Origin of the sequence: Streptomyces sp. NPDC000075 (genome assembly GCF_040301925.1) — a bacterium.
In the GTDB taxonomy this organism is placed as follows: domain Bacteria; phylum Actinomycetota; class Actinomycetes; order Streptomycetales; family Streptomycetaceae; genus Streptomyces; species Streptomyces polychromogenes.
This window is the reverse complement of record NZ_JBEPFL010000007.1, coordinates 179,074-199,887: the sequence shown is the minus strand read 5'-3', so window position 1 is coordinate 199,887 and position 20,814 is coordinate 179,074. Positions and strand designations below refer to the sequence as shown.

Annotated in this window: 18 protein-coding genes and 1 tRNA gene; 6 read left to right on the top strand and 13 right to left on the bottom strand. The window is 70.2% G+C overall.

Translation table 11 applies throughout. The annotated features are described in order from the left end of the window. Window positions 1-87: 87 nt before the first annotated feature. Window positions 88-1,515, top strand: coding sequence for a pyruvate kinase (pyk, locus tag ABT403_RS11585; RefSeq protein ID WP_344154260.1), 1,428 nt, complete (start codon window positions 88-90; stop codon window positions 1,513-1,515). A gap of 75 nt (window positions 1,516-1,590) precedes the next feature. Here the strand turns inward: pyk and ABT403_RS11580 are convergent, their stop codons facing one another. The 3 genes from ABT403_RS11580 to ABT403_RS11570 all read right to left on the bottom strand — a co-directional run bounded on the left by ABT403_RS11580 (window position 1,591) and on the right by ABT403_RS11570 (window position 4,085). After that, entirely contained in the window at window positions 1,591-2,688 is a 1,098-nt protein-coding gene (locus ABT403_RS11580) for a serine hydrolase domain-containing protein (RefSeq protein ID WP_344154263.1), read from the bottom strand. 153 nt (window positions 2,689-2,841) lie between these two features. Then, complete coding sequence (locus ABT403_RS11575) at window positions 2,842-3,093, bottom strand: EF-hand domain-containing protein (protein WP_079431655.1); 252 nt, start codon at window positions 3,091-3,093, stop codon at window positions 2,842-2,844. A 314-nt stretch (window positions 3,094-3,407) separates the two neighbouring features. Beyond that, entirely contained in the window at window positions 3,408-4,085 is a 678-nt protein-coding gene (locus ABT403_RS11570; protein WP_344154270.1) for a MerR family transcriptional regulator, read from the bottom strand. Window positions 4,086-4,212: 127 nt separating this feature from the next. On the opposite strand from ABT403_RS11570, the gene ABT403_RS11565 reads away from it, so the two are divergent. The 3 genes from ABT403_RS11565 to ABT403_RS11555 all read left to right on the top strand — a co-directional run bounded on the left by ABT403_RS11565 (window position 4,213) and on the right by ABT403_RS11555 (window position 6,436). Continuing rightward, complete coding sequence (locus ABT403_RS11565; protein WP_344154273.1) at window positions 4,213-4,653, top strand: Rrf2 family transcriptional regulator; 441 nt, start codon at window positions 4,213-4,215, stop codon at window positions 4,651-4,653. Window positions 4,654-4,763: 110 nt separating this feature from the next. Further along, window positions 4,764-5,927: an MFS transporter gene (locus ABT403_RS11560; protein WP_344154276.1), complete on the top strand. Its 1,164-nt coding sequence runs from the start codon at window positions 4,764-4,766 to the stop codon at window positions 5,925-5,927. Beyond that, entirely contained in the window at window positions 5,924-6,436 is a 513-nt protein-coding gene (locus tag ABT403_RS11555; protein WP_344154279.1) for a GNAT family N-acetyltransferase, read from the top strand. The genes ABT403_RS11560 and ABT403_RS11555 overlap by 4 nt, the downstream gene beginning before the upstream one ends. Here the strand turns inward: ABT403_RS11555 and ABT403_RS11550 are convergent. Beyond that, entirely contained in the window at window positions 6,405-7,151 is a 747-nt protein-coding gene (locus ABT403_RS11550; protein WP_344154282.1) for a transcriptional regulator, read from the bottom strand. The genes ABT403_RS11555 and ABT403_RS11550 overlap by 32 nt on opposite strands. A gap of 110 nt (window positions 7,152-7,261) precedes the next feature. Then, window positions 7,262-7,336: transfer RNA gene (locus ABT403_RS11545), tRNA-Leu, on the bottom strand. Between the two features lie 99 nt (window positions 7,337-7,435). Between ABT403_RS11545 and ABT403_RS11540 the strand changes: the two genes are divergently transcribed. Further along, window positions 7,436-8,092, top strand: coding sequence for an ANTAR domain-containing response regulator (locus ABT403_RS11540; protein ID WP_079425828.1), 657 nt, complete (start codon window positions 7,436-7,438; stop codon window positions 8,090-8,092). Window positions 8,093-8,171: 79 nt separating this feature from the next. On the opposite strand, the gene ABT403_RS11535 is transcribed toward ABT403_RS11540, so the two are convergent. The 8 genes from ABT403_RS11535 to ABT403_RS11500 all read right to left on the bottom strand — a co-directional run bounded on the left by ABT403_RS11535 (window position 8,172) and on the right by ABT403_RS11500 (window position 17,857). Beyond that, window positions 8,172-8,888: an ABC transporter ATP-binding protein gene (locus ABT403_RS11535; RefSeq protein ID WP_344154288.1), complete on the bottom strand. Its 717-nt coding sequence runs from the start codon at window positions 8,886-8,888 to the stop codon at window positions 8,172-8,174. Continuing rightward, the gene (locus tag ABT403_RS11530; RefSeq protein ID WP_344154291.1) at window positions 8,885-9,841 is read right to left on the bottom strand and encodes an ABC transporter ATP-binding protein; all 957 of its coding nucleotides are present in this window, start codon (window positions 9,839-9,841) and stop codon (window positions 8,885-8,887) included. The genes ABT403_RS11535 and ABT403_RS11530 overlap by 4 nt, the downstream gene beginning before the upstream one ends. 3 nt (window positions 9,842-9,844) lie before the next feature. After that, on the bottom strand, window positions 9,845-11,659 hold the full coding sequence (locus ABT403_RS11525; RefSeq protein ID WP_344154294.1) for a branched-chain amino acid ABC transporter permease: 1,815 nt from the start codon (window positions 11,657-11,659) through the stop codon (window positions 9,845-9,847). 5 nt (window positions 11,660-11,664) lie between these two features. Further along, window positions 11,665-12,594, bottom strand: a complete 930-nt coding sequence (locus ABT403_RS11520; protein ID WP_344154297.1) for a branched-chain amino acid ABC transporter permease — start codon at window positions 12,592-12,594, stop codon at window positions 11,665-11,667. A 101-nt stretch (window positions 12,595-12,695) separates the two neighbouring features. Further along, complete coding sequence (locus tag ABT403_RS11515; protein ID WP_344154300.1) at window positions 12,696-13,928, bottom strand: branched-chain amino acid ABC transporter substrate-binding protein; 1,233 nt, start codon at window positions 13,926-13,928, stop codon at window positions 12,696-12,698. Window positions 13,929-14,228: 300 nt separating this feature from the next. Further along, window positions 14,229-14,711, bottom strand: a complete 483-nt coding sequence (locus ABT403_RS11510; RefSeq protein WP_344154303.1) for an RNA-binding protein — start codon at window positions 14,709-14,711, stop codon at window positions 14,229-14,231. Window positions 14,712-15,073: 362 nt separating this feature from the next. Then, complete coding sequence (locus tag ABT403_RS11505; RefSeq protein ID WP_344154306.1) at window positions 15,074-15,538, bottom strand: PaaI family thioesterase; 465 nt, start codon at window positions 15,536-15,538, stop codon at window positions 15,074-15,076. A 48-nt stretch (window positions 15,539-15,586) separates the two neighbouring features. Next, window positions 15,587-17,857 (bottom strand): FdhF/YdeP family oxidoreductase, encoded by a 2,271-nt coding sequence (locus ABT403_RS11500; protein WP_344154309.1) that lies wholly within the window; start codon window positions 17,855-17,857, stop codon window positions 15,587-15,589. 103 nt (window positions 17,858-17,960) lie between these two features. Here ABT403_RS11500 and polA point away from each other — a divergent pair, with 103 nt between their 5' ends. After that, the gene (gene polA, locus ABT403_RS11495; RefSeq protein WP_344154313.1) at window positions 17,961-20,681 is read left to right on the top strand and encodes a DNA polymerase I; all 2,721 of its coding nucleotides are present in this window, start codon (window positions 17,961-17,963) and stop codon (window positions 20,679-20,681) included. Window positions 20,682-20,814: the final 133 nt, after the last annotated feature.

Genomic DNA, 20,814 nt, shown 5'->3' with positions numbered 1-20,814 from the left:
CAAATGTCAACAAGCCTTTGCCCAAAGGTTGTTGAGCAGACACGTCCACCTCGTGTCCTACCCCTCGGTAGGGCATACGCTCCCCCCATGCGCCGAGCGAAAATCGTATGTACCCTGGGCCCCGCCACCGACTCCTACGACCAGATCAAAGCCCTGGTCGAAGCCGGAATGGACATCGCCCGCCTCAACCTCAGCCACGGCACCTACGCCGAACACGAGGAGCGCTACCAGCGCGTACGCAAGGCCTCCGACGAGATCGGCCGCAGCGTCGGCATCCTCGCCGACCTTCAAGGCCCGAAGATCCGCCTCGGCCGCTTCCACGAAGGACCCGTACTCCTTGAACGCGGAGACGAGTTCACCATCACCGTCGAAGACCACGAAGGCGACCGCCACACCTGCGGCACCACCTACAAGGGCCTCGCCGACGACGTCACCACCGGCGAACGCATCCTCGTCGACGACGGCCGCGTCACCCTCGAAGTCACCGCCGTCGACGGCCCCCGCGTCCACACCCGCGTCATCGAAGGCGGCATGGTCTCCGACCACAAGGGACTCAACCTCCCCGGCGTCGCCGTCTCCGTCCCCGCCCTCTCCGACAAGGACATCGAAGACCTCCGCTGGGCCCTGCGCACCGGCGCCGACGTCATCGCCCTCTCCTTCGTCCGCACCGGCCGCGACATCGAGGACGTCCACCGCGTCATGGACGAGGAAGGCCGGCGCCTCCCCGTCATCGCGAAGATCGAAAAGCCCCAGGCCGTCGAGAACATCGACGACATCGTCGCCGCCTTCGACGGCATCATGGTCGCCCGCGGCGACCTCGGCGTCGAAATGCCCCTGGAACAGGTCCCCATCGTCCAGAAGCGCGCCATCAAACTCGCCAAGCGCAACGCCAAGCCCGTCATCGTCGCCACCCAGATGCTCGACTCGATGATCGACAACTCCCGGCCCACCCGCGCCGAAGCCTCCGACGTCGCCAACGCCGTCATCGACGGCACCGACGCCGTCATGCTCTCCGGCGAGACCAGCGTCGGCAAACACCCCGTCGAAACGGTCCGCACCATGGCCCGCATCGTCGAAGCCGCCGAAGAGGACATCCTCGCCAAGGGCCTCCCGCCCCTCACCGACCGCAACAAGCCCCGCACCCAGGGCGGAGCCGTCGCCCGCGCCGCCGCCGAAATGGGCGACTTCCTCGACGCCAAGTACCTCGTCGCCTTCACCCAGAGCGGAGACACCGTCCGCCGGCTCTCCCGCTACCGCTCACCCATCCCCCTCCTCGCCTTCACCCCCGACGCCGCCACCCGCTCCCAGCTCAACCTCACCTGGGGCGTCGAAACCTTCCTCGGCCCCCACGTCGACTCCACCGACGCCATGGTCGCCCAGGTCGAGGAACAACTCCTGCGCATCGGCCGCTGCCGCCCCGGCGACATCGTCGTCATCACCGCCGGCTCACCCCCCGGCGTCAGCGGCAAGACCAACCTCGTCCGCATCCACCACATCGGCGACCCCGTCCACTGACGCCACCCCCACACGACGACACCGCCGGGGCCCACGAGAAGGGACCCCGGCGGCGCACCCGCACACCCACACCGCTCAACGGCACAGGGCCTCGTCCACCAGCCCCTCCAACCGCTCCGTGACCCCGTAATCAGCCGGATCCGCCGTCACCGCGACACTCACCGCACGCCCGTCCGGCCCCACCCCACCCCGCGTCTCGAACCCCGTGATGTCACCGCCGTGCCCCCAGTACTCCCCACCGCACGACAACGGCCGCCGGATCAGACCCAGCCCGTACCCCGCACCCGAATCCCCGATCCCCACCGTCGTCCGCATCGCCCGCAGCTGCTCCGGCCGCAGCAGACGACCCCCCAGCAACGCGCTGAAGAACCGGTTCATGTCCGAGTTCGTCGACACCATCTGACCCGCGGCCCACGCCGCCGACGGATCGATGACCGTCACCTCCCGCAGCGGCCCGCCCACCACGTCCTGGTGGTAGCCGCGCGGATGCGCCTCCCGAATGCCCCGATCCCGCGGCGCCGGAAAATACGTGTGCCGAAGCCCCAGCTCCCGCACCACCCGCCGGTCGATCTCCGACGCCAGCGACCGCCCCGTCACCTTCTCCACGATCAGACCGGCCAGCACGTAGTTCGTATTGCTGTAGCCGAACGTCCTCCCGTCCCGGGACGTCGCCGGATGCCGGAACGCGATCTCCAGCACCTCCCGCGGCTCCACATAGCGCCCCCGCTCGATCGCCTCCCCGACCTCCGCCTCGTAGTCCGGGATCCCGCTCGTGTGCTGGAGCAGCTGCCGCACGGTGATCGACCGCCCGTCGAAACCATCCCCGCGCACCACCCCCGGCAGGTGCTCCTCCACCTCGTCGTCCAGCCCGAGCCGCCCCTCACCCACCAGCTGGAGCACCACCACGGCCGTGAACACCTTCGTGTTGCTCCCGATCCGCACCTGCCCGTCCCGAGGCACCCCCGCACCCGTGGCCACGTCACCGACCCCGGCCGTATAAGTCCGCGAGTGCCCCCGCCCATCCGTCACGGTCGCCAGCGCCCCCGGCACCCCGCCACCGCGCACCAGGCCGTCCAGACCCCGCTGAACCGAATCCGGCCGGCCGGCCGCGAACGCCACCGGCTGCGCCGCCACCCCCGACGCCAGCACCCCCACCGCCACCACGGCCGCCATACGCCGACGCCCCCGCCTCAACCACCCACCCACGGACCCTCCCCGGAAATCGCCGAAACGGCACCCCAACGCGTGCCACACCCAACGATCACCGGGGACCGGCCCCCGGCGGCATCCCGCCACCCACCCGACACCAGGTGGGGCAAACCCCCCTTACCAGCCGAACCGCCGGTCCACCTCCGCCTCGAACTCCTCGAAGCTCAGCACCTGATCACCGTTCTTGTCCGCCGCGTCGAACAACGCCGACGACGCGTCCGCGTCCCCCAGACCCCAGAACGGCAGATCCCCCCGAGCCGCCAGCGTCGGCCCCTTCGACCGCAGGGCCGAGATCACCTCCAGCCGCGTCAGCTCACCGTCATGGTTCAGATCCAACGCGTCGAACAGCTTCCGAGCCTTCTCGCTCACCGAGGCACCCCTTCAAACCGGACTTGAGTACACCCCAACCTAGGGGGTGTCCGCAAAGTCCCGCCTGCCCCGCGACGCCCGGCACGCACTCTCGCCGCACCGGGCGGAAGACCGAGTACGTCCAGTACGCGGACTTCCGCCCGGCACGCCGAGAGCACGCACCGGACGCCGCAGGGCCCGCCCTCCGGGCGGACGGCGCTACTTTGCGGACACCCCCTAGGGCCTGCCCGACCCCTCCCGCAGGGGCCGGCCCGCCCGGCACGCCCTTCACGCACCCCCGCCGAACGACCCGGCCCGATCCGGCGCGAACGGGGTCAGGCAGAGCCCTCGCGCACCCACCCCGGCACGACCTCCCACCCGTTCACCGCCCACACCAGCCGCCAGTACCGCTCCACCCGCGGATCCACCGGCCCCTCCACCCCCGGAGACCGCCGGAACACCTCGCCGAACTCCGCGTCACCCATCAGCTCCACCAGCTCCACCCACGCCGCCACCTGCTCGGCCGACGGATCCTCCGGCAGATCCGGCGCCGCCACCCGCACCATCGCCGCCACCGACTCCTCGGCCCCCTCCACCAACACGTCCACCAGCCGCCGCCGCTCCCGCGCCGACAACCGCGTCACCCTGTGCATCAACCCGACCTCCTCAGGACTGGACCCGCGCTCGGCCACCAACCGCAACACCGCCCGACGCATCCGCAGCACCCGCAGCTGAACCTCCACCGCATCGGCATGCACGGCGGCCACCTCCGCCACCGACGACTCCCGATCCAGCACCCGCCGCACGGCGGGCAGATCCACACCCAGCTCGCGCAACGTCCGCACCAGCTCCAGACGCACCAGCGCCCCGACGTCGTACAGCCGGTACCCGGCACGACTACGACCGGCCGGCACGACGATCCCCTCGTCGGAGTAGAACCGAATGGTCCGCACCGCCAGCCCCGACCTCCGGGCCAGCTCCCCGATCGAAAAAAACTCCGCCGCGCCGTCCATGCCCCCACCCTGAGGTCTCCACCCACTGGAAACTCAAGGCTAGATTCCGGCGGCCGTACTGGACACACGACCCGCAGCCGTAACAGAATCAGTTACAACAGTCGTTACGGGAGACCCGGAGACACCGATGGGCGCGAACAGCAGCCGCATGACCGTGGCCACCCACACCCTCACCTGGATGGCCTACGTCTGCCCCCGGCGCCCCGACGGCATCGTCACCTCCGAGCAGATCGCCGACAGCGTCAACACCAACCCCGTCGTCATCCGCCGCACCCTCGGCCACCTCCGCGACGCCGGCCTGGTCGAATCCCGGCGCGGCGCCGGCGCCGGCTGGCGACTGACCCGCCCCCCACAGGACATCACCCTCAGGGACGTCTACCTCGCCGTCGAACCCGACCCCCTCCTCGCCCTCCACGCAGGCACCCCCAACCAGAAGTGCCCCGTCGGCATCGGCATCCCACCCGTCCTGCGCGACACCTACGACCGCGCCGAGGAATCCATGAAACGCGAACTGGCCCGCGTCACCATCGCCGACGTCCTCAGAGAGACGATCGCCACCCCGTCCTGACACCGCCCTGACCCCGTCCTGACACCGGCCGGCCCCCGGGACCGGCCTCTTCTCGGCCCACTGTCGTAACCAATCCAGTTACATCAACAGCCTCCGGAGACCCCACACCCGTGCACCGCCCACTCCTCATCCTCGCCACCGGCATGTTCGCCATCGGCACCGACAGCTTCGTCATCGCCGGCATCCTCCCCGACGCCGCCCACACCCTCGACATCCCCACCAGCACCGCCGGCTGGCTCCTCACCGCCTACGCCCTCACCTACGCCCTCCTCGGCCCCGTCACGGCCGCCCTCACCACCCGCTGGCCCCGCCGCACCCTCTTCCTCACCGGATACGCCCTCTTCACCACCGGCAACCTCCTGACCGCCTACGTCCCCCACTTCACCACCGCCCTCGCCGCCCGCGCCCTCGCCGGCCTCGGCGGCGCCATGATCACCCCCGCCGCCGTCGCCGCGGCCGCCACCCTCGCCCCACCCGAACGCCGCGGCCGCGCCATCGCCACCGTCATGACCGGCCTCAGCGCCGCCACCGCCCTCGGCGCACCCCTCGGCACCGCCCTCGCCGGCCTCACCGACGACTGGCGCACCACCATGCTCTTCGTCTCCGCCCTCGGCCTCCTCGCCGCCACCGGCACCGCCCTTTTCCTCCCCACCCTCCCCACCCCGCCCACCGTCCCCCTCCGCACGCGCCTCACCCCCCTCACCGACCACCGCATCGGCCTCACCCTCCTCACCACCCTCCTCGCCTACACCGGCCTCTACACCGTCTACTCCTTCATCGCCCCCTCCCTCGACCGCGCCACCGGCAACAGCACCACCACCCTCGCCGCCCTCCTCTTCACCTGGGGCCTCGCCGCCACCGCAGGCACCCTCGCCTCAGGCCGCCTCACCGACCGCTACGGCAGCCGCCGCGTCATCAACACCGCCCTCACCCTCGCCGCCCTCGACTTCGCCCTCCTCCCTTGGACCACCGCCCACCTCCCCACCACCCTCGCCGCCCTCCTCGTCTGGGGAGCCTGCGGCTGGGGACTCCTCGCCCCCCAGACCCACCGCCTCATCACCACCCTCCCGGCCGCCGCCCCCCTCCTCACCGGCCTCGCCTCCGCGACCGTCTACATCGGCGTCGCCCTCGCACCCGTCGTCGGCCAGGCCGGCCTGACCTGGCTCGGCCCCCACCGGCTCGGCCCCCTCGGCGCCGCCCTCATTACCCTCGCCCTCATCGCGGCCGAAGCCGCCCACACCGCCATCCGCCGCACGGAAAGCGCAACCCAGTGATCACCACCGCACGCCTCCGACTCCGCCCCCTCACCGAGAACGACACCGACTGGTGGGTACGGCTCCACGCCGACGAGGAGGTCGCCCGCTTCGTCGGCACCTACACCCGGGAGCAGGCCGCGGCCCGCCTCCAGGCCATCCACCGCCAATGGACCGACCGCGGCCACGGCCTCTGCGCCGTCGAACTCCGCGACACCGGCGAAACGATCGGCCGCTGCGGCCTGAACTGGTGGGAGCGGTTCGGCGAAACCGAGATCGGCTGGACCTTCGCCCGCCCCCACTGGGGCCACGGCTACGCGACGGAAGCGGCCCGCGCCGTCCTCGACTGGGGCTTCGGCCCCCTGGGCCTGGACCGCATCACGGCCATGATCCACCACGGCAACACGGCCTCGACCGCCGTCGCCACGCGCCTCGGCTTCACCCCGCTCCGCGAGGACACGGTCCTGGACCGGCCCTGCACCGTTTACGCCCTGGACGTCAGTACTTCGGCCCGACGTGGGCGTCCATGAGGGCGACGGATTCCTTGCGGGCGATGGAGACGTTGAAGGGGTCACTGCCCCGCGCGAGGACCGTCCACTGGACGCCGACCTTGGCGAGGGTGTCGGTGCAGAGCCGACGGATGTCGTCGGACTTGTTGGTGAAGAAGTACCGGGGGTACTCGTACCGCTTCCCGTTCCGGACGGTCCAGTTGGTGATCCGGCACCCGTCGGAATGGATCAGGCCCCGGATGAACTCCCAGGGGTGAGCGTCCACGATCTCCTGTTGCCAGGGTTCGAGGGCGATGAGTCGGTCGTGCTTCTTCCCGGGTGCGTGCTGGGGGAACAGGCACGTCCAGTGCCGCCCGTAGCTGGTGACGGCAACGCAGCCCTGGCGCTGCAGCACGTAGACCTTGTCCGTCGGACGCACCGCCAGGATGGCGGTGCGGCACTGCTCGATGAGGCCGGGCCAGCCGTTGTCGCAGAAGACGCGGAGGTGGTGTCCGCCGCGCGGGTGTTCGCTGATGCAGCCGTCACCGAGATAGAGGCCGAGCAGGTAGGAGTAGGCAGCCTCGTCGGCCGGGCGTGAGCACGGCGCTGACTGGTTGAGGCGGGGCAACGGCTCGATGCGGGTGAGCCAGGAGCGGATGGCCGCCCGGGATATTCCCGTTTCCTTGCTGACGGAGTTCAGACTGCGTCCGCTGTCGAGCAGAGCCAGGGCGCGTTTACGCGTGGGGATGTCGTACATGCGATCGACGGTGGCGTGCGCAATTCGCCCACGTGCCGGAATTGTGCAGGCGTCCCTAAAACGGGTGAAGGTCACGTGGATATCACGTGACCTTGGAAAGGAAGGAAAAGTGCCCCGGGTCGGACTCGAACCGACACTGTGTGGGTTTTGAATCCACTGCCTGCTGCCAATTGGGCTACCGGGGCCCGCGGAATCGAAGGTTTAGCCCGACCCGCTGCGGGTCCACCTTACCGCAGGTGGGTAGGCTCGGGGGAGCTTGTTATGCCCCGCAAAGAGGAGCCTCCGTGACCGCCGAGCACGAGTCGACGCCCACGCCCGACGCCGACCAGTCGCACGTTCCGCCGCTGACGACCCGCGTCGTCATCGCCGAGGACGAGGCGCTCATCCGTCTCGACCTCAAAGAGATGCTCGAAGAGGAGGGGTACTCCGTCGTCGGCGAGGCCGGTGACGGGCAGACCGCCATCGAGCTCGCGCGGGAGCACCGGCCCGACCTGGTCATCCTCGACGTGAAGATGCCCGTCCTCGACGGGATCTCCGCCGCCGAGAAGATCGCCGGGGAGTCCATCGCCCCGGTCCTGATGCTCACCGCCTTCTCGCAGCGCGAGCTCGTCGAGCGGGCCCGGGACGCCGGGGCCATGGCGTACCTGGTGAAGCCGTTCAGCAAGAGCGACGTGGTCCCGGCCATCGAGATGGCCGTGTCCCGGTTCGCGGAGCTGAAGGCGCTGGAGAAGGAGGTCGCGGACCTCTCCGCGCGTCTGGAGACCCGCAAGCTCGTCGACCGGGCCAAGAGCATCCTGCAGACCCAGTACGGGCTGACGGAGCCGGCCGCGTTCCGGTGGATCCAGAAGACCTCCATGGACCGCCGCATGTCCATGCAGCAGGTCGCCGAGGCGGTCATCGAGGACGCCGAGGAGAAGAAGCAGAACGCCGCCGGGAAGTAGCCGGGAGGTAGCGGCCCGGAGCATGCGTGAGGCCCGTCTCCCCCCGAGGGGAGACGGGCCTCACGGGTTTCAGGGGGCGTCAGTCCTCGCCGAGGTACGCCTTGCGGACGTCCTCGTTGACGAGCAGCTCGCGGCCGGGGCCCGACAGGACGACCTTGCCGATCTCCATGACGTGGCCCTGGTCGGCCAGCGACAGCGCGGCCTGGGCGTTCTGCTCGACGAGCAGGATCGTGGTGCCCGACGCCTTGAGCTCGGCGATGGTGGCCATGATCTTCTGCATCATCAGCGGGGAGAGGCCCATGGAGGGCTCGTCCAGCATGAGCAGCTTGGGCCGGGACATGAGCGCGCGGCCCATGGCGAGCATCTGCTGCTCGCCGCCCGAGAGGGTGCCGGCGGCCTGCTTGCGGCGCTCTCCCAGGATGGGGAAGAGGTCGTAGGCGCGCTGGACGTCCTTCTGGATGCCTTCCTTGTCGTTGCGGAGGAAGGCGCCGAGGAGGAGGTTGTCCTCGATGGTCATGCGGGGGAAGATGTGCCGGCCCTCGGGGGAGTGGGCGAGGCCGAGCGAGACGATGTCGTGCGCGGGGACCTTCTTGAGGGACTTGCCCTGGAACTTGATCTGGCCGCCCTTGGGCTTGATCAGTCCGGAGAGGGTGCGCAGGGTGGTCGTCTTGCCGGCGCCGTTCGTTCCGATGAGGGTGACGATCTGGCCTTCGTCGACGCTGAAGGAGATGCCCTTGACGGCTTCGATCTTGCCGTAGGCGACGCGGAGGTCTTCGACCTCCAGGAGTGCGGTCACTTGGCTTCTCCGTCCGTGCTGGTGGTGCTGTCCGCCTCGGCGTCTGCGGCTTCGGCGGCGTCTGCGGCCTCGGAGGCTTCGGCTTCGGCGGCTTCGGCGGCTTCGGCGGCCTCGGCCGCTTCGGCTGCTTCTTCGGCGGCCTCGACCTCGGCGGCTTCCTCGGCGCCGGGGGCGCCTTCGAAGGGCTCGCCGAGGTAGGCGGCGACGACGCGTTCGTCGCTCTGGACTTCGCCGGCGGTGCCTTCGATGAGCTTTTCGCCCTGGACGAGGCAGGCGACGCGGTCGCAGAGGTTGAAGATGAAGCGCATGTCGTGCTCGATGACGAGGACGGCGATGCCCTTGTCCCGGATGGCGAAGATGAGTTCTTCGGTGGCCCGGGTTTCCTGGGGGTTCATGCCGGCGGTGGGCTCGTCCAGGAGGATGAGGCCGGGGTCGCTGGCGAGGGCGCGGGCGATTTCCAGCTTGCGCTGTTCGCCGTAGGGGAGGTTGCGGGCGAGGTGTTCGGCCTTGTGGTCGAGGCCGATGAACGCGAGCAGTTCCATGGCCTTCTCGCGGCTGGCGGCTTCTTCCTTGTGGAAGCCGGGGAGCCGCAGGAGGGCGGACCAGAGGCCTTCTTTGGTGCGGGTGTGGCGTCCGACGAGGACGTTTTCCAGGACCGTCATATTGTTGAAGAGACGGATGTTCTGGAAGGTGCGGGCGATGCCGGCCGCGGTGACCTTGAAGGACTTGGGCGGCAGGACGGTGCCCTTGTAGCGGACCTCTCCCTCGGTGGGGATGTAGAGGCCGGTGAGGCAGTTGAAGAAGGTGGTCTTGCCGGCGCCGTTGGGGCCGATGAGGCCGACGATCTCGCCGCTGCGTACGGTCAGGTCGACGTTCTTGACGGCGGTGAGGCCGCCGAAGCGCATCGTGACGCCGCGTGCGTCGAGGACCGTTTCGGTGGTGGTGGTCGTCATGGGTCAGGCCCCTGCCTTGCCGAGGACCGTGGGCGCGTCGAGGTCCGCGTGGAGTTCGAGCTGGTTGCGCCGGTTGGGGATGAGGCCTTCGGGGCGCAGGCGCATCAGGATGACGAGTGCGACGCCGAAGACGAGGAGCTGGTAGTCGCCGAGGAACTGGAGCTTGTTGGGGATCAGGAAGAGCAGGGATCCGCCGACGAGGGGCCCGGAGATGGTTCCCATGCCGCCGAGGACGACCGCGGCGAGCAGGAACGCGGAGTTCGGCGGGAGGGAGTTGGCGAACTGGTACTGGTCGGGGGTGACCGTGTACTGGACGTGGGCCTGTACGGCGCCGGCGAGGCCGGCGAGGGTGGCGCCGAGGGCGAAGGCGATGAGCTTGACGCGGAAGCCGTTGATGCCCATGGCTTCGGCGGCGGTCTCGTCCTCGCGGATGGCGACCCAGGCGCGGCCGATGCGGGAATCGGCGCTGCGGCGGAAGACCATGACCACGATGAGGGTGACCAGGAGCAGCAGCAGGAAGTAGTTGGCGAAGCGGCCGATGGTGAAGCCGGCGATGGTGTGGCTGGCGCCGAAGTCGAAGCCGAAGAGGTCGACGTTGGGGATGTTGGAGATGCCCTTGGAGCCGTTGGTGACGTTGGGGCCGGAGACGCCGTCGAAGTTGTTCATGGTGATGCGGAAGATCTCACCGAAGCCGAGCGTCACGATGGCGAGGTAGTCGCCCCGCAGGCGCAGGGTGGGCGCGCCGATGAGGACGCCGAAGACCATGGAGGCGACCGCGCCGATGAGGATGGCCGCCCAGAAGGGGAACTGCACGCCGAAGGGGGAGTTCGGGGCACCGGAGACCAGGGCCGCGGTGTAGGCGCCGACGCCGAGGAAGGCGACGTAGCCGAGGTCGAGGAGGCCGGTGAGGCCGACGACGATGTTCAGGCCGAGGGCGACGGTGGCGAAGATGAGGATGTTGACGCCGACGGTCGCGTACTGGTCGTCGGTCTGGGTGAGGGGGAAGGCCATGGCGGCGACGAAGGCGCCGATGAGGGCGACGTTGCGGTGCTTGGCCGTGAGGGCGGTGAAGCGGGCGACGAGGCCGCTCTTGTTGAGGGCGCCGAAGCCGAAGCCCGCGGTGATCAGGAAGCCGACGAAGAGTTCCTGGTACGGGGTGGTGATGCCGTAGGTGAAGATGCCGAGGGCGATGGCGAGTACGGCGGCGATGAGGAGGATCTCGGCCCAGGAGGGGACGGCGCGGGGCGGGGCGGGGGTGCGGGCTGCGAAGGCGGATTTGGCGGTGGTCCAGGTGTTGCCCGCGTTGTGCTTGAAGGTGTCCCAGGCGCCGTCGTCGGGGTCGGGGCCTTCGAGGGTGGGGCGGGCGAAGGGCAGTGCGAGGGCGCCGGCGAGGCTGGCGAGGGTGGTGAGGGCGACGATGTAGCCGCCGGGTTCCAGGTTCACGATGCCGCCGAGCTGGACGGTGATGGTGATGACCGTGTACCAGGCGGTGGCGAAGGCGGCGAGTGCGGAGAGCTTGATGGCCGCGTCGGCGCCGCCGGGGGTGAGCCAGCCGAGGCCCTTGATGCCGTAGGAGGCGAGGCCGAAGAGGGTGGTGAGGGCGCCGCCGACGAGGACGAGCCACTGGAGTCCGCCGGGGTAGCCGTAGACGGTGAGGTCTCCGGGGAACTCGTGGGTCCAGGTCCAGGACAGGAAGCAGGAGATGACGGTGAGGAGGCCGCCGGCGGTGGCGAGGAGGCGGGCCGTCTTCTCGGGGATCGCGATGAAGCCGGTGTCGGCTGCGGTGGTCTGCGGGGTGTCCGCGGTGATGGTCGTCATGGTTCTCACGCCCTGTCCGCCACGCGCTCGCCCATGAGGCCCTGCGGCCGGAAGAGGAGCACGAGGATGAGGAGTACGAACGCCCAGGTGTTGCCCCAGGACTGGCCGCCGAGCTGGTGCATGCCGGGGACGTCGGCGATGTAGGCGGTGGTGAGGGTCTCGGCGAGGCCGAGGACCAGGCCGCCGACCATGGCGCCGTAGATGTTCCCGATGCCGCCGAGGACGGCGGCGGTGAAGGCCTTGAGGCCGAGGATGAAGCCCATGCGGTACTGGACTTCGCCGTACTTGAGGCCGTAGGCGACGGCGCCGACGGCGGCGAAGGTGGCGCCGAGTGCGAACGCGATCGTGATGATGCGGTCGGTGTTGATGCCCATGAGCTTGGCGGTGTCCGGGTCCTGCGCGGTGGCCTGCATGCCGCGGCCGGTGCGGGTCTTCTTGACGAAGAAGCCGAGGAAGGCCATGGAGATGGGGGCGGCGAGGACGAGGAAGAGGTCACCGGTCTGGATGGTGATGCTGCCGATGTGGAAGGGGCCGCCGGGGATCTCGGGGAACTTGACGGAGGACTTCGCGTCGGGGTACCAGGCCCAGACCGCCTGCTGGAGGACGATGGAGAGGCCGATGGCGGTGATGAGCGGTGCGAGGCGGGGTGCGCTGCGCAGCGGTCGGTAGGCGAAGCGTTCGGCGCCGACGGCGATGAGGGTGGCGACGATGACCGCGCCTATGAGCATGAGCGGCAGCGCGATCCACATGGTGGTGCCGGTGGGGAGCATCAGCCAGACCGTGAGGGCTCCGAAGCCGCCGGTCATGAAGATCTCGCCATGCGCGAAGTTGATGAGCTGGACGATGCCGTAGACCATGGTGTAGCCGATGGCGACGAGCCCGTACATGGATCCCAGTAGCAGGCCGTTGACCAGCTGTTGCGGCAGTTCGTGCACCGCAGGTCCTCCGAGTCTTTCGACGGATGTGACACCGCGCGGGGCGCTTGGTTCGCGCCCCGCGCGGCAAGTGAGGGGTGTTACAGGGGACTGGCGGAGGGTCAGCCGGCGAGGGTGCCGGACTCGACGGACTTGAAGTCGTCGCCGTCGACCTTGTAGACGGTCAGCTGCTTGTTGGTGGCGTCGCCGAACTCGTCGAAGGAGACCTTGCCGGTCACGCCGTCGAAGGAGACGCCCTGGACGGCCTCGAGGACCTTGGCGCGGGCGTCGGACGGGAGCTTGCCGCTGTTGGCGTCGACGACCTTCTTGACGCCCTCGATGATGGCCCAGGCGGAGTCGTAGGCGTAGCCGCCGTAGGCGGAGTAGTCGTCCTTGTAGCCGGCCTTCTTGTAGTTCTCGATGAACTCCTTGGCGGACGGCAGGGTTTCGACGGGGGCGCCGACGGAGGTGCAGAGGTCGCCCTGGCCGCCGGGGCCGGCGAGCTCGACGTACTTCTTGTCCTTGATGCCGTCGCCGCCGACGAGCGGGATGTTGGCGCCGGCGGCCTTGATCTGCTTGCTGAGCGGGCCGGCCGCGGGGTACTCGCCGCCGTAGTAGACGACGTCGGCGCCCGAAGACTTCACCTGGGTGACGACGGCGGAGAAGTCCTTGGAGTCGGGGTCGATGTGGCCCTCGCCGGCGACCTGGCCGCCGAGCTTGGTGAACTCGCCCTTGAAGGTTCCGGCGAGGCCGGCGCCGTAGGTCTTCTTGTCGTCGATGATGAAGACCTTCTTCTTGCCGGCCTTGTTGAAGAGGTACTGCGCGGCGAAGGGGCCCTGGATGGCGTCCGTGGTCGCGGTGCGGAAGTAGCTCTTGTAGGTGCGGGCCTTCTGGCCCTCGGCCCACTTGGGGCCCTGGGTCAGGGAGGGGCTGGTGTTGGCCGGGGAGATCTGGGTGAGCTTGGCGTCGTCGAAGACCTTCTGCATGGACTCCGAGACGGAGGAGTTCAGCGGGCCGACGACACCGAGGACGTCCTTGTTGGCGACGAGCTTGGTGGCGTTCTGCTGGCCGGAGGTGGCCTGGGCCTGGTCGTCGAGGGCCTCGAACTTGAAGGTGACGCCCTTGACGTACTTCTTCTCGTTGGCCTGCTTGACGGCGAGCTCGGCGGAGTTCTTGATGCCGAGGCCGAGGGCGGAGAGGTCGCCGGTGAGCGGGGCGTCGACGCCGATGACGACGGTGGTGCCACCGTCACCGCCGGCGGAGCCTCCGCTGTCGTTGCGCGAGCCGCAGGCGGTGAGAGTGAGGGCGCCCGCGGCGAGGGCGGCGGTCACGGCGATGAGCTGACGAGAACGCAACGTTCAGTCCTTTCCTGGCGCCGCGTCCCCCGTGGGACGCGTCGAGTCGAACGCGGGGAACCGAACTGAGGAAATCCGGCGGTCGCGGTAACTGGCCGTGACTCTAGGCGGCTCTTCGGGGGATATGGAGGGCTGAGGCCAATGATGTGACTCTCTTGTTATGCCACGGCGTAATACATAGCGGATGGGGGCGGGTGGAACGGGGGAATTCCGGCTGGTTCGTCTTGTCCGGATGGTGAGACGGCGCAGGACCATGCGGCGGTTTGGGTCCTGACGCGCCATGACTCTAAGGGTTTTTGCTCATGACGGCGCCGGGCTGCCCGTGTCTCGATCTTCGGGACACGCCCTGGTCAGCGCGACGGAAAGATCCCTGGCATATCGGTCACCGGGGATGTAACTGTGATCCTCTTTCTGGAATCCATTACTCAGGGTTACTTCGAGGAATGGCAGTCCGGAATTCCGTGCTACATGCACGCAGTCTTTTGCCTGAATGACCACGAGGAGCTCGTGGACTTCCCCCGCCGCGACCGTGGCGGGCAGGAGTGGCCGGATCGTCACGCTCAGCGCCGGTGACGGCTGCCCGATCCGCTCCACCGTGACCGGCGGACCGGACGAGGTCCGCACACGGACAGTGAACGCGAAGGCGGCGCCGTCGAGGGCCGGCTCCACCGGCTGTCCGTAGACGAGGGAGAGCGTCTGGGAGGGTGCGGCGGGCGGCGCCGGCGCCGGGGGTGCGTGGCGGGTGGCCTGGATCCGTACGGCCGCTGCGGCCAGGACGGCCACCGAGGCGACGGTGAGGACGGCGCGGCGGTGGCGGGCGTAGAAGGCGCGCGGCCGCTCGGTCCAGCGGGGAGGGGCGGGCCTGCGGGGACCCGGGTGCCCGCCCTCCCGGTCCCAGGTGCCCTCGCCGTCCCAGGTGCCCTCGCCGGGCTCCAGGGGGCCTATCCCGCCGCCGGTCACGGGGTGCCGCCGGGGCGGGGCGGGGCCTGGCGGGGGGTGTGCGGCGGCGTTGCCGCGGGGGCGGCGGTGATGTGCCGCGGCGCCGGTCCGGATCCCATGCGGGAACGCTAGACCGGCGCCGAGAGCTGCACAACGGCCCGTCCCGGACCGGTTGTTAAGGCTTCGTGTCGCGTGGGATCCGGAGGTCAGGACTCCGTGTCGCGCAGGAGGCAGGTGAGGCGGGCGGTGCAGACGCGGCGGTCCTGGTCGTCGGTGATGACGATCTCGTACGTGGCGGTGGAGCGGCCGCGGTGGACGGGGGTGGCGGTGCCGGTGACGATGCCGTCGCGGGCGCCGCGGTGGTGGGTGCAGTTCAGGTCGACGCCGACGGCGATCTTCTTGCTGCCGCCGTGCAGCATGGCGCCGACCGAGCCGAGGGTCTCGGCGAGGACGGCCGAGGCGCCGCCGTGCAGCAGGCCGTAGGGCTGGGTGTTGCCCTTGACGGGCATCGTGGCGACGACCCGGTCGGCGGAGGCCTCCAGGATCTTGATCTCCATGCGCTCGCCGAGGGCGCCCGCGGAGAACAGGGCGGGCAGGTCTATGCCCAGGGCCGCGTACTCGTCGAGGACCTCCTGGGGGAACTTCACGGCGTGCTGCTGCTCGTCGGCCATGGGCCTGCTCCGTTCGTCAACGATCGTTAACCATCTGGGGCCGTTCTATCAGGCCTGCTCGAAGCGCACGACGACGGACTTGCTGGCGGGGGTGTTGCTGGTGTCGGCGGTGGAGTCCAGGGGGACCAGGACGTTGGTCTCGGGGTAGTAGGCGGCGGCGCAGCCGCGTGCGGTGGGGTAGTGGACCACGCGGAAACCGGGGGCGCGGCGCTCGACGCCGTCCTTCCACTCGCTGACGAGGTCGGTGTAGGAGCCGTCGGCGAGGCCGAGCTCGGCGGCGTCGTCGGGGTGGACCATGACGACGCGGCGCCCGCCGGTGATGCCGCGGTAGCGGTCGTCGAGGCCGTAGATGGTGGTGTTGTACTGGTCGTGGCTGCGCAGGGTCTGCAGGAGCAGCCGGCCGGCCGGGACCTCGGGGTACTCGACGGGGGCGGCGGTGAAGTTGGCCTTGCCGGTCTTCGTGGGGAAGCGGCGCTCGTCGCGGGGGGCGTGGGGGAGCTGGAAGCCGCCCGGGCGGGCGACGCGGGCGTTGAAGTCCTCGAAGCCGGGGACGACGCGGGCGATGCGGTCGCGGATGACGGCGTAGTCGCGCTCGAAGTCCTCCCAGGGGGTCCGGGAGGCCGTGCCGAGGACGGCGCGGGCCATGCGGGCGACGATGGCGGGCTCGGAGAGCAGGTGGGGGGAGGCGGGGGCGAGGTTGCCGCGGGAGGCGTGGACCATGCCCATGGAGTCCTCGACGGTGACGAACTGCTTGCCGTTCGCCTGGACGTCCTTGTCGGTGCGGCCGAGCGTGGGCAGGATCAGGGCGCGCCGGCCGGTCACCGCGTGGGAGCGGTTGAGCTTGGTGGAGACGTGGACGGTCAGGGAGGCGCCCCGCATCGCGGCCTCGGTGACGTCGGTGTCGGGGGTGGCGCCGACGAAGTTGCCGCCCATGGCGAAGAAGACCTTGGCCTTGCCGTCGCGCAGCGCCTCGATGGCGCGGACCACGTCGTAGCCGTGGGCGCGGGGCGAGGTGATGGAGAACTCGCGGTCGAGGGCGTCGAGGAAGGCGGGCGCGGGGCGTTCGAAGATGCCCATGGTGCGGTCGCCCTGGACGTTGGAGTGGCCGCGCACGGGGCAGACGCCGGCGCCGGGGCGGCCGATGTCGCCGCGGAGCAGGAGGAGGTTGACGACCTCGCGGATGGTGGCGACGGCGTGCTTGTGCTGGGTCAGGCCCATGGCCCAGCAGACGATGGTGCGCTTCGAGGCGAGGATCATCGCGAGGGCGCGTTCGATCTCGGGGCGGGTCAGGCCGGTGGCCTTGAGGGTCTCGTCCCAGTCGGCCTCCTTCGCGGCCTCGGCGAGCTCCTCGTAGCCGTGGGTGTGCTCCCGGATGAAGTCCTCGTCGAGGGCGCCGTCCGTCTCGATGACCAGCTTGTTGAGGAGGCGGAAGAGGGCCTGGTCGCCGCCGATGCGGATCTGGAGGAACAGGTCGTTGAGGGGGGTGCCCTTGACCATGCCGAGGGGGGTCTGGGGGTTCTTGAACCGCTCCATGCCGGCCTCGGGCAGCGGGTTCACCGAGATGATCTTCGCGCCGGCGTTCTTGGCCTTCTCCAGGGCGGAGAGCATGCGGGGGTGGTTGGTGCCCGGGTTCTGCCCGGCGACGATGATCAGTTCGGCCTGGTGGAGGTCTTCGAGGGAGACGCTGCCCTTGCCGATGCCGATGGTCTCGCTGAGCGCCGAGCCGGAGGACTCGTGGCACATGTTGGAGCAGTCCGGCAGGTTGTTGGTGCCGAACTCGCGGGCGAAGAGCTGGAAGAGGAACGCGGCCTCGTTGCTGGTGCGCCCGGAGGTGTAGAAGACGGCCTCGTCGGGGGAGGAGAGGGCGTTCAGCTCCTCGGCGATGATCTCGAAGGCGCGCTGCCAGCCGACGGCCTCGTAGCGGTCGCCGCCCTCGGGCAGGTACATGGGCTCGGTGATGCGGCCCTGCTGGCCGAGCCAGTAGCCGGAGCGCCCGGCGAGATCGGAGAGGGGGTGCTCCGCGAAGAAGGCGGGGGTCACGCGGCGCAGGGTGGCCTCTTCGGCGACGGCCTTGGCGCCGTTCTCGCAGAACTCGGCGGTGTGCCGCTTGTCGCCCTCGGGCCAGGCGCAGCCGGGGCAGTCGAAGCCGTCCTTCTGGTTGACCTTGAGGAGGGTCCGCGCGGTGCGGACCAGGCCCATCTGCTCGTTCGCGATCTTGAGGGTGTGCCCGATGGCCGGCAGGCCGGCCGCGGCGTGCCGAGGGGGCCCCACGTGCGGCGCGTCCTGTACCGGATCACCTGCGGGCGGCTTGGTGGCCATGTCGCTCCCCTTCGAGCAGTTTTCTCGTACGCCCCGATCCTGTCACGCTCCGCCGACATCGCCGACGGCGGATTTGTCGGTGGGGGCGCCTAGGATCGGGGGCGTGGCAGAGACAGCATCGAAGAAGACCGAGCAGACGACCGCAGCGGACCGCCCCCGCCTGATGCTCATGGACGGGCACTCCCTGGCGTACCGGGCGTTCTTCGCGCTGCCGGCGGAGAACTTCACGACGGCGACGGGCCAGCCGACCAATGCCATCTACGGCTTCGCGTCGATGCTGGCGAACACCCTGCGTGACGAGGCGCCCACGCACTTCGCGGTGGCGTTCGACGTGTCCCGCAAGACCTGGCGTTCGACGGAGTTCCCCGAGTACAAGGCGAACCGCTCCAAGACCCCCGACGAGTTCAAGGGGCAGGTCGAGCTGATCGGCGAGCTCCTGGACGCGATGAAGGTGCCGCGGTTCGCGGTCGACGGTTTCGAGGCCGACGACGTGATCGCCACGCTGGCGACGCAGGCCGAGGCCCTCGGGTTCGACGTCCTGATCGTCACCGGCGACCGGGACTCCTTCCAGCTGGTCTCCGAGCACACCACCGTCCTCTACCCGACCAAGGGCGTCTCCGAGCTGACCCGGTTCACGCCGGAGAAGGTCGTGGAGAAGTACGGGCTCACCCCGCGCCAGTACCCGGACTTCGCGGCCCTGCGCGGCGACCCGTCCGACAACCTGCCGGGCATCCCGGGCGTCGGCGAGAAGACGGCGGCGAAGTGGATCAACCAGTTCGGTTCGTTCGCGGAGCTGGTGGAGCGGGCCGACGAGGTCAAGGGCAAGGCCGGGCAGAACTTCCGCGACCACCTGGAGGCCGTGAAGCTCAACCGGGTGCTGACCGAGATGGTCAAGGACGTGGAGCTGGCCAAGACCCCCGCCGACCTGGCCCGCGCCCCCTACGACCGCTCCGCGGTCACGGGCGTGCTGGACGTGCTGGAGATCCGCAACGCCTCGCTGCGCGAGCGGCTGCTGGCCGTGGACCCGGGCGCGGACCGGGAGGAGGCGCCGGCCCCGGCGGCCGGCGTGGAGCTGGACGGGTCGGTGCTGGGCGCGGGCGAGCTGGCCCCCTGGCTCGCGGCGCACGCGGGCGGCCCGCTCGGCGTCTCGACCGTGGACAGCTGGGCGCTGGGCCAGGGCAACGTCTCCGAGGTGGCGCTGGCCGCCGCCGGCGGGGCGGCGGCCTGGTTCGACCCGTCCGAGCTGGACGAGGCCGACGAGAAGGCCTTCGCCGCCTGGGCGGCGGACCCGTCCGCGCCGAAGACGGTGCACAACGCCAAGGGTCTGATGCGGGTCTTCCCGGAGCACGGCTGGACCCTGGCGGGCGTCGTCATGGACACCGCGCTCGCCGCCTACCTGGTCAAGCCGGGCCGGCGCTCCTTCGCGCTGGACGTGCTGTCGGTGGAGTACCTGGGCCGTGAGCTCCAGCCGCCGGCCGCCGACGGGCAGCTGGCCTTCGGCGCGGACGACACCGCCGAGGCGGACGCCCTGATGGCGCAGGCCCGCGCGGTCCTGGACCTGGGCGAGGCCTTCACCGCCAAGCTCCCCGAGGTCGGCGCCGTCGAGCTGCTGCACGAGATGGAGCTGCCCACCTCCGAGCTGCTGGCGCGCCTGGAGCGGGCCGGTATCGCCGCCGACCGCGACCACCTGGAGGGCATGGAGCAGCAGTTCGCGGGCGCCGTGCAGCAGGCGGTCAAGGAGGCGCACGCCGCCGTCGGGCACGAGTTCAACCTGGGCTCGCCCAAGCAGCTCCAGGAGGTGTTCTTCGGCGAGCTGGACCTGCCGAAGACGAAGAAGACGAAGACCGGCTACACGACGGACGCGGACGCGCTGGCCTGGCTGGCCACGCAGACCGACCACGAACTGCCGGTGATCATGCTGCGCCACCGGGAGCAGGCCAAGCTCCGCGTGACCGTCGAGGGCCTGGTCAAGTCGATCGCCGCCGACGGCCGGGTGCACACCAGCTTCAGCCAGACCACCGCCGCCACGGGCCGCCTGTCCTCCACGGACCCCAACCTGCAGAACGTGCCGGTGCGCACGGACGAGGGCCGGGCCATCCGCCGCGGCTTCGTCGTCGGCGAGGGCTACGAGTCGCTGATGACGGCCGACTACAGCCAGATCGAACTGCGGGTCATGGCCCACCTCTCCGAGGACGAGGGCCTGATCGAGGCGTTCAACTCCGGCGAGGACCTGCACACCACGGTCGCCTCCCAGGTGTTCGGGGTGGAGCGCTCCCAGGTCGACGCCGAGATGCGCCGCAAGATCAAGGCCATGTCCTACGGCCTGGCGTACGGGCTCTCCGCCTTCGGTCTCGCCCAGCAGCTGAACATCGAGCCCGCCGAGGCGCGCGGCCTGATGGAGACCTTCTTCGAGCGCTTCGGCGGGGTCCGCGACTACCTCCAGCGCGTGGTCGACGAGGCCCGGGCCACCGGCTACACGGCCACCGTCTTCGGGCGCCGCCGCTACCTGCCCGACCTCAACAGCGACAACCGCCAGCGCCGCGAGGCCGCCGAGCGGATGGCGCTGAACGCCCCGATCCAGGGCACCGCCGCCGACATCGTCAAGGTCGCGATGCTCCGCGTGGACAAGGCCCTGGCCGAGGCCGGGCTGTCCTCGCGGATGCTGCTCCAGGTCCATGACGAAATCGTCCTGGAGATCGCCCCCGGCGAGGGGGAGCGCGTCGAGGAGCTGGTGCGCCGCGAGATGGGCGCCGCCGTGGAGCTGCGGGCCCCGCTGGACGTGTCCGTGGGCGTCGGCGGCGACTGGGAGTCCGCCGCGCACTGACCCCGGCGGCCCGTCCGCGCGCCCGGCGCCCGTCCCCGCCTACGCGGTGGGGACGGGCGTCCGTGCTTCCCGGTCCGGGCGGGGGGCCGGTCGCGGTCGTGGCGGTGGCGCAGCCGCACCAGGGCCCCGTACA

Excerpts from the sequence above, each read along its gene's own strand:
- pyk (WP_344154260.1), top strand. The coding sequence starts at position 88 with ATGCGCCGAGCGAAAATCGTATGTACCCTGGGCCCCGCCACCGACTCC.
- ABT403_RS11580 (WP_344154263.1), bottom strand. The coding sequence starts at position 2,688 with ATGGCGGCCGTGGTGGCGGTGGGGGTGCTGGCGTCGGGGGTGGCGGCG.
- ABT403_RS11570 (WP_344154270.1), bottom strand. The coding sequence starts at position 4,085 with ATGGACGGCGCGGCGGAGTTTTTTTCGATCGGGGAGCTGGCCCGGAGG.
- ABT403_RS11565 (WP_344154273.1), top strand. The coding sequence starts at position 4,213 with ATGGGCGCGAACAGCAGCCGCATGACCGTGGCCACCCACACCCTCACC.
- ABT403_RS11550 (WP_344154282.1), bottom strand. The coding sequence starts at position 7,151 with ATGTACGACATCCCCACGCGTAAACGCGCCCTGGCTCTGCTCGACAGC.
- ABT403_RS11530 (WP_344154291.1), bottom strand. The coding sequence starts at position 9,841 with ATGACGACCACCACCACCGAAACGGTCCTCGACGCACGCGGCGTCACG.
- ABT403_RS11525 (WP_344154294.1), bottom strand. The coding sequence starts at position 11,659 with ATGACGACCATCACCGCGGACACCCCGCAGACCACCGCAGCCGACACC.
- ABT403_RS11505 (WP_344154306.1), bottom strand. The coding sequence starts at position 15,538 with ATGGCCGACGAGCAGCAGCACGCCGTGAAGTTCCCCCAGGAGGTCCTC.
- ABT403_RS11500 (WP_344154309.1), bottom strand. The coding sequence starts at position 17,857 with ATGGCCACCAAGCCGCCCGCAGGTGATCCGGTACAGGACGCGCCGCAC.